Source organism: Acinetobacter sp. S4400-12 (genome assembly GCF_024129495.1).
Lineage (GTDB): Bacteria > Pseudomonadota > Gammaproteobacteria > Pseudomonadales > Moraxellaceae > Acinetobacter > Acinetobacter lwoffii_C.
The window spans coordinates 1-2,406 of record NZ_JAMXYB010000070.1 but is presented as its reverse complement, the minus strand read 5'-3'; the positions used below and the strand labels follow the sequence as shown (position 1 = coordinate 2,406).

2 protein-coding genes are annotated in these 2,406 nt (G+C 31.6%); one reads left to right on the top strand and one right to left on the bottom strand.

Annotated elements, in window-relative coordinates; translation table 11 throughout:
* Window positions 1-1,068 precede the first annotated feature (1,068 nt).
* A complete protein-coding gene (locus tag NI461_RS13855) occupies window positions 1,069-1,410 on the top strand; it encodes a hypothetical protein (protein WP_253157792.1) in 342 nt (113 codons plus the stop codon).
* A 123-nt stretch (window positions 1,411-1,533) separates the two neighbouring features.
* On the opposite strand, the gene NI461_RS13850 is transcribed toward NI461_RS13855, so the two are convergent.
* On the bottom strand, window positions 1,534-1,737 hold the full coding sequence (locus tag NI461_RS13850; protein ID WP_174659890.1) for a hypothetical protein: 204 nt from the start codon (window positions 1,735-1,737) through the stop codon (window positions 1,534-1,536).
* Window positions 1,738-2,406 lie beyond the last annotated feature (669 nt).

Genomic DNA, 2,406 nt, shown 5'->3' with positions numbered 1-2,406 from the left:
CATAAAGTGCCCCAAATAGAAGAATTACTACCTCACCGCTGGAAACCTGAACCCCGTTAAAACTTGGCGATGGCGTTCAGCGGATGCTTACATTCAAGCTACCAAAGACATTGACCTTTAATAATAAATTAGTTTAAATATTACCCGTATTATGTGGTTTTTTATATAAATGGAGAAAGTTTATCCTAAATATTTAAGTTTATTAAATTGACTTAAAGTAAAACCCCATTTAGTTCGCAAATGGGGTTATTGTCTTGTTTTCGACACTTTGAAAGTGAAAGACACTTATATCGTTTCTTTTAAATCAGCACTCTCTTCTTTAACGTCCTCATCATCCATATACTTGATTTCAGTCGCGCCATGTAGACCCAATAAACAGCATATAAATTGGAACATGTATTCCTCCTAAATTTAAAAGCTTGATCATGAGCAGAGCTTTTATGCGTGAAAGATAGTACTCGATATTCAATTATTCTAGAAAAAAGTCTTACTAAACTTGCCACTTGCCTCAGATTAATCCTCAAGCCTAGGGTAATTAGGTACGTACAGGCTCCTCAGCCTGATTTTTTGTTGAGTGATCTTTATCCTTCATCTGACACATTTTGCTCTTACAAGACTTATAGCAGCAACCCACCATTACGCCTATACCAAATGCACAAATACACTTTATCATTGCTCTGTCCTATATTTTCACTAAAACAGCTATATAAATAGCATCTATTCATGTTTCACTCTTGCAGGGATTGTCAGTTTTTATGTTGCCTATGAAAACTTATGTGAAGGCTGCAATTTCAGAAAATGATTCTTTGATAACACGTAATTCAAACAATAAAAAATGTATGATTTTCTACTGAGGAATATTATTAAAATTTTGATCTATAGTTGTTTTATTAAATTTTCTCGATAATCTTAAGATAGTAGCGACTTTTGAAAAAAATATGGATGCGACTATAGATCATTTTTTATTACTAAACTCTTCGTTCAGACGGCTTGTAACTTAAAGATCAGTGTGCATTTGTATATTTCTCTCTATACTTTTCTTAGGACGAATAACAGAATCTGAATAATATGAAACTACCTATATGTTTGAGCGCCTTCTTAGTACTTACTTTAACAGGCTGTCAGAAACAGCAGGCAGATGTATCTTCTGAACCAGACCCCACCACTAAAGCGCAGTTTGAACAATCAGATAATCGTTTAAGTGCCTATCTGGATCAACTGGATTCTTCTATACTGAGCATTGAAGAGCGCACCCGTATCCTTTGTGAAGATTATCCTAAAGAATATAAAACTTATTATATGCCAGCACTGCTTAAACTTGCACCTAAAGAATATACTGAACCGGGCTTGCTGAAGGACTTAGATAATGCCCTGAATTTTTATAAGATTAAAGCCAACATTCAGTGTTAATAAAAAATGAACAAATAAAGTCTAAATAAAAACCGCCTGAAAAGGCGGTCTTTATTTTGAAAAAGGATAACCTAAATCACATTAGTGCTGCAGATTCTGCTGATCTTATTGATCGCACCAATGTTATTGATTTTGATTACGCTGATTCTGTTGTTCTTGCTGATTACGTTGCGGCTGTTGTTGTTGCTGATTAGGATTTTGCTGTTTTTGGTTCTGTTGCTGCTGATTAGGGTTTTGTTGGTTGTTTCTTTGACCTTGCTGGTCTTGCTGTTGCTGTTGCTGGTTTTGTTGATTCTGTTGATCTTGCTGGTTCTGTTGATTAGTCATGGGTATTCTCCTTAGGTTTCGCTTTAATCAAAAGCCGATATATATATTTTCGACTTACCCTCTACTCTACTCAGTTTTTAAACTTCGCCAACCCATAAGCTGTTACATATTAATTCAATGTAAAAAATAGTAATTTAAGTAATTGAAATTTAATTTCTAAAGAAACAAAGATTACTTTTTATAATGCAAAAAATACATAATAAAAAAATATTAAGCTAAGCCTTTTATTCCTTTATAAAAAACAAAAACTTAATAAGGGCTTCTTGTAAAAAAGAAAATAATTTAGGTTTAGATACTGAAACAAAAAGAATATCTATTTTATATAAAATATTTAATTTCAAATACTTAAAAAAACAATGAAATTCATCTATACTATTTTTATAAAACCTGAAAGAAAAAATATGTCTATTTTATGCAATTTATTTAAATCTCATACTTACATTAAAATACACTCTATAAAGTAAAAATTTAAAAAAAATGGATTTTCCAAATAACAGCAATATATATCTATAAAATAGAAATAGCTTTAGATTTTTTTATTTTCAAATATAGACCTCTTGCGAAAGTAAAACTGCCTCAATAGATCTCTTTCATAAATCAAAAAACGATCTACTTTTTGCTGCTTATTTGTACCGAGGAATTTTCAATATTCATGCATAATCTGCGGAT